Here is a 4,894-nt window from a genome sequence, read left to right on the forward strand (position 1 = left end):
GGCCGGGCTGGCTGTGGGGCGTCCTCGTCGGCCTCGGCATGATCGTCGCCGGCGCGGGCGCGGCACTGATCGCGCTCGGGCCGGTGCTGCTGTGGTACGACCGCGACCACCTCGGCGCGTCGGTCGCCGACCTGCACGCCGTCAACCATCATCTCGTGGGCTTCCTGCAGCACGACCGGATCACCATGGCCGGCAACATGATCGGAATCGGTGTGCTCTACCTGGGGCTGGCGTGGGGCGGGATGCGGCTGGGACGCCGGTGGGCCCGCAACGCGCTGCTTATCTCGGGTCTCGTGACGTTCCTGACGTACTTCTACTTCCTCGGAACCGGCTTCCTCGAGCCCCTGCACACACTCGTCGTCATCGTGTTGTTCCCGATGCTCCTTCTCGCGGTGTGCCGCGAGGTCCCGCCGCCGTCGTGGCGCGCCCCGACCGAGGGCGCCGAATCCGAACGGCGCCGGGCGTTGTGGGGACAGCTACTGATGATCGGGGTCGGCGGGGGCCTGGTGGTCGCGGGCGGCGTCATCTCGACCGTCGGCCTCACGTCGGTGTTCGTGCCGACCGACCTGACCTTCATGGACACCGATGCGCACACACTCGATTCGGCAGGCCCGCAACTGTTGTCGTTCATCGCCCACGACAGGGCCGGCTTCGGCGGCGCGCTGATCGGCGCCGGTCTGGCCGTCCTGCTGATCAGCATGTGGGGCTGGCGGCGCGGCGAGACCTGGGTGTGGTGGGCGCTGCTGGTCGGGTGCGCGTTCGGCACCCTGCCCGTGCTGGTGATCCACTTCTCGATCGGGTACACCAGTTTCATCCACCTGCTACCGGTCTACGTCCTCATCGCCGCGACGGGTACGGCGCTCGCCCTGGCCAGGCCGTATCTCGCGGCGCGTGAGCCCGTGACCATTCCCACAACCGCGGCGCCGTGAGCGGGAAATTCGCCCCTCGCCCACGGCGTTGAACCGGACACATGACGACAGCCAGCATCCCCGCCGACCATGCCCCCGCCGCCCCGACGCTGTGGACTCCTCAGCGTGTCCTGGTGACACGCTCGGCGTCGGAGACTCCGCACGGGGCCGCCATCGTCGAGCGATGTGACACCGCGGGCGTCACCGACATCACGGTGCTGCCCGGCGACCGGCTGCCGCCGGTGCGCGCCGAGAACGACCGGGCGGCCTACGCACTGGCCAAGCGCACACTCGCCGTCGTGTTCGCGCCACCCAGCAAGCGCCGGCTGCAGCCCATCCCGCCGAGCGCCGACTGGCGCATCGACCTCGCCGAGGGCTGCCCGGCGCACTGCCAGTACTGCTACCTCGCCGGATCGCTGTCGGGTCCGCCGATCACCCGCGTCTACGCGAACCTGCCCGAGATCCTCGCAGCGATGGACGAGCATGTCGGCCAGGGCACGATCACCTCGACCTCCGAAGCACGCTCGGCCGAGGGCACCACTTTCGAAGCCTCCTGCTACACCGATCCGCTCGCGCTGGAGCACCTCACCGGCTCGCTGTCGACGACGATCGCCCATGTCGGCACCCGCGACTGGGCGGGCCTGGTGGGGCTGCGCTTCACCACCAAGTTCGACAACGTCGCCGCGCTCACCGGCCTGCCACACGACGGGCGCACCCGCGTGCGGTTCTCGGTCAACGCCGACGACGTCGCCCGCCGCTTCGAGGGCGGCACCGCACCGCTGGCGCGCCGGCTCGCGGCGATGCGCACGCTGGCGCTGGCCGGCTATCCCGTCGGGCTGACGATCGCCCCGATCATGGCCACGCCGCAGTGGCGCGACGGTTATTCGGCGCTGCTGCGCGACGTCGCCGCCGCGCTCGCCGACGTCCCGGATCCCGACCTCACCGTCGAGTGCATCACCCACAGGTTCACCGCGTCGAGCAAGGACGTGCTGCTGGGGTGGTATCCGCGCACCAAGCTGGACATGGACGAATCGGGCCGCACCCGCAAGTTCGGCAAGTTCGGCTCCGCCAAGTACGTCTATCCCAAGGACACCATGGCGGAGATGCGGGCCTGGTTCGAGGCCGAACTGGCCGAGGTACTGCCCGCCGCCCGCGTCCTGTACTGGACCTGAGCGCCGCGGGCCCGCGCACCCTGGCTCCCGATCGACGGTCGCACCTTGGCAGACTGGGGTCATGGCACAGATAACGTTGCGTGGAAATCCGATCAACACGGTAGGGGAGCTGCCCGCCGTCGGTTCAGCGGCACCGCAGTTCACCCTCACCGGAACCGATCTCGGCGCGGTGACGAGCGACGACTTCCGCGACACGCCCGTCCTGCTCAACATCTTCCCGTCGGTCGACACCCCCGTGTGCGCCACGAGCGTGCGGACGTTCAACGAGCGCGCCGCGGCCGGCGGCGGCTCGGTGCTCTGCGTGTCGAAGGACCTGCCGTTCGCCCAGAAGCGGTTCTGCGGCGCCGAGGACATCGAGAACGTCAAGACGGCGTCGGCGTTCCGCGACAGCTTCGGCGAGGACTTCGGCATCACGATCGCCGACGGACCGATGGCCGGCCTGCTCGCGCGCGCCGTCGTGGTTATCGGCGCCGACCAGAAGGTGGCCTACGCCGAGCTGGTGCCCGAGATCGGCACCGAACCCGACTACGACGCCGCGCTCGCCGCGCTGAAGTCCGCCTAGAACCCACCTCGTCCGCCGAACGTGCGGTCACTGCGAAGAATCGCCTCGATTCTCGCAGTGGCCGCACGTTCGGCGCATTGGGGCGCCCGAAATGCGTCTGACCAGCCCCGCGATCACTGTTCGGTATCGGTACGGCATCTCCTTCGCCGAGACGCCCGCCCAGTTGGCATTCCGGCCGCCGCGAGTTGTAGAAGTGACTGTGGTGACAGATGTCAACCGACGCGTCGACGCGACGCGGCAGTTCTCGTGGCTCAGGGAGTGGATTTCGAATGAGGCGTATCTATGCCGTTGTGATCGGTGTGGCCATGCTGCTGGTGACCGCGGGCCACGCCTCCGCCGATCCCTACACCCGCTCGACGGCGCATCAGCAAGCCATCGATTACGTGATCGCCCGCGCGCTGGCGCAGCGCGGGGTGCCGTTCGTCTACGGCGGCGGTGACGCCACCGGTCCGACCAGCAAGGCCGCGCGCAAGGATGCCGACCCCGCCGTCCTGGCGTTCGACCCGACCGCCACCGTCGCCGGCTTCGACGCGTCGGGCCTGATGCTCTATGCGTTCGCCGGTGTCGGCGTGAAGATCCCGCGGTCGTCGGGTGACCAGTTCCTGGCGGCGGCGAAGGTCGCGCCTGCGCAGGCGCTGCCGGGCGATCTGCTCTTCTACGGTCCGAACGGAACCCAGAGCGTGGCGATGTACCTGGGCAACGGGCAGATGCTGGAGGCGACCGATCCCGCGGTGGCCGTGACGCCGGTCCGCACCGCCAACATGATGCCCTACCTCGGCCGCTTCATCGCCTGAGAAGGTCAGGCGTCGCCGGCCTGCCACAGGCGCTGGTAGTAGTCGATCCGCACCGCATCGCGCTTCACGCCGTAGGCCGCGAGGAGTTCGTCCTCCCAGTCGGCGGGGCCGAAGTTCCACGACAGCGACAGCAGAGCGACAGCGATGTCGGCCCACCGGTCGGCGACGCCGAGGTCGCCGAGGTCGACGTGCCCACTGAACGCACCGTCGTCGCCGATCAGGGTGTTCGGCGCGCACGCGTCGCCGTGGCAGACCACCATCCGGTCGACGGGCGGCGCCTCGCCCACGGTCGCGCGGGCCTCGGCCCGCACCTCTCGCCGCAGCCGCGTCGGCACCGACCAGTCGAAGGGACACCCGGCGACGGGCAGGGTGTCGTGCAGGCGCCGCAGACCGGAACCGATGGCGCGGACCGCCGTTCGCGGCGCGGCGAGCCAGCGCGGGTCCACCGCCGAGTGTCCCGCCATGCCCGCGGTGTGCAGCCAGCCGTCGCCGGCGGCGATCAGGTGGGGGACCGGCGTGAAGTCGACCGCCCAGCGCATTCTCTCGGCCTCGGCGGCCAGCAGGTGCGGTCTGCCCGCGGGCGCGGTCTTGACGAATTCCCGGCGCTCGCCGGTGCCGATCTGGAACGTGACGCCGCCGAGTTCGTTCACCCACACCGCGGCGACCGGCCTGCCCGCGGCGATGGCGTCGACCACAGAGGGCACCGGGGTCGGACCGGTGGGTGCGCTCACGGAGTCGGCCGGCGCATCACACGGTGGGCATGCGGCCGACCAGCGTGAGCATGATGACGAGACCGGGCAGCAGGTTGGTGACCGAGTGGGCGGCGATGCTGGCGACCAGGCTTCCGGTGTACAGCCGGGCCAGGCCGAGCGGGATCGCGACGATGAGAAGCAGTGGTGTCCTGGTCAACTCGAGGTGGGCCACCGCGAACAGCACGGTCGTCACTGCGAAGGCGACCCACCGGCCCCAGCGCCAGTCGAGTGCACCCCACAGCAGTCCGCGGTAGACGATCTCCTCGCACACCGGCGCCACCAGCACCACGCAGAGGAAGATGGTCACCGCCCAGGCCCATGACGTCCGGATGTCCCCGAATACCGCGCCCACCGCGGAGTTCGCCTCGGGTCCCACGATCGACAGGTAGAGCGCCGCGGCGGGCAGCGTGATGAACAGCCCGCCGAATCCGAACAGCGCACCCCATCCGAGACCGCGCCACGTCCAGTGCAGCCGCAGGTCGATGCGTGGCCCGTTGCCACGTAACCGCGTGATCAGCACCGCGAGAGCCGCGGCGCAGACGGTGGGGACCACCAGGACCGTCGCGATCTTCCCCACCGACGCCCCGCCACCCCCCAGCACCAGCAGCAACAGGAGCCCGACCGCCACATAGGTGGTCACCACCACCAGGTACGCGCCGATGCCCCAGCGGTGCGGCCGCGCCGCGGGCGGGGCCGGCGGCGGGGC

5 protein-coding genes and 1 pseudogene are annotated in these 4,894 nt (G+C 70.4%); 4 read left to right on the top strand and 2 right to left on the bottom strand.

Translation table 11 applies throughout. The features are described from left to right. The 4 genes and pseudogenes from Q2100_RS29490 to ripD all read left to right on the top strand — a co-directional run. Positions 1-929 (top strand): annotated as a pseudogene (locus Q2100_RS29490) (hypothetical protein); the annotation flags it as partial. A gap of 41 nt (positions 930-970) precedes the next feature. Further along, positions 971-2,080 carry a spore photoproduct lyase family protein gene (locus Q2100_RS29495; RefSeq protein ID WP_302916874.1) on the top strand — a complete coding sequence of 370 codons (1,110 nt, stop codon included), beginning with the start codon at positions 971-973 and terminating at the stop codon, positions 2,078-2,080. A 61-nt stretch (positions 2,081-2,141) separates the two neighbouring features. Then, positions 2,142-2,642 carry a thiol peroxidase gene (tpx, locus tag Q2100_RS29500; RefSeq protein WP_302916875.1) on the top strand — a complete coding sequence of 167 codons (501 nt, stop codon included), beginning with the start codon at positions 2,142-2,144 and terminating at the stop codon, positions 2,640-2,642. 269 nt (positions 2,643-2,911) lie between these two features. Next, positions 2,912-3,436: an NlpC/P60 family peptidoglycan-binding protein RipD gene (ripD, locus tag Q2100_RS29505; protein ID WP_264013167.1), complete on the top strand. Its 525-nt coding sequence runs from the start codon at positions 2,912-2,914 to the stop codon at positions 3,434-3,436. A 5-nt stretch (positions 3,437-3,441) separates the two neighbouring features. Here ripD and Q2100_RS29510 read toward each other — a convergent pair whose 3' ends face one another. Both Q2100_RS29510 and Q2100_RS29515 read right to left on the bottom strand, forming a co-directional pair. Further along, positions 3,442-4,167, bottom strand: coding sequence for an aminoglycoside 3'-phosphotransferase (locus tag Q2100_RS29510; protein ID WP_302916876.1), 726 nt, complete (start codon positions 4,165-4,167; stop codon positions 3,442-3,444). A 16-nt stretch (positions 4,168-4,183) separates the two neighbouring features. Then, positions 4,184-4,849, bottom strand: coding sequence for a CPBP family intramembrane glutamic endopeptidase (locus Q2100_RS29515; protein ID WP_302916877.1), 666 nt, complete (start codon positions 4,847-4,849; stop codon positions 4,184-4,186). Positions 4,850-4,894 lie beyond the last annotated feature (45 nt).

It is taken from the genome of Mycolicibacterium arseniciresistens, from assembly GCF_030519285.1.
Taxonomy (GTDB): domain Bacteria; phylum Actinomycetota; class Actinomycetes; order Mycobacteriales; family Mycobacteriaceae; genus Mycobacterium; species Mycobacterium arseniciresistens.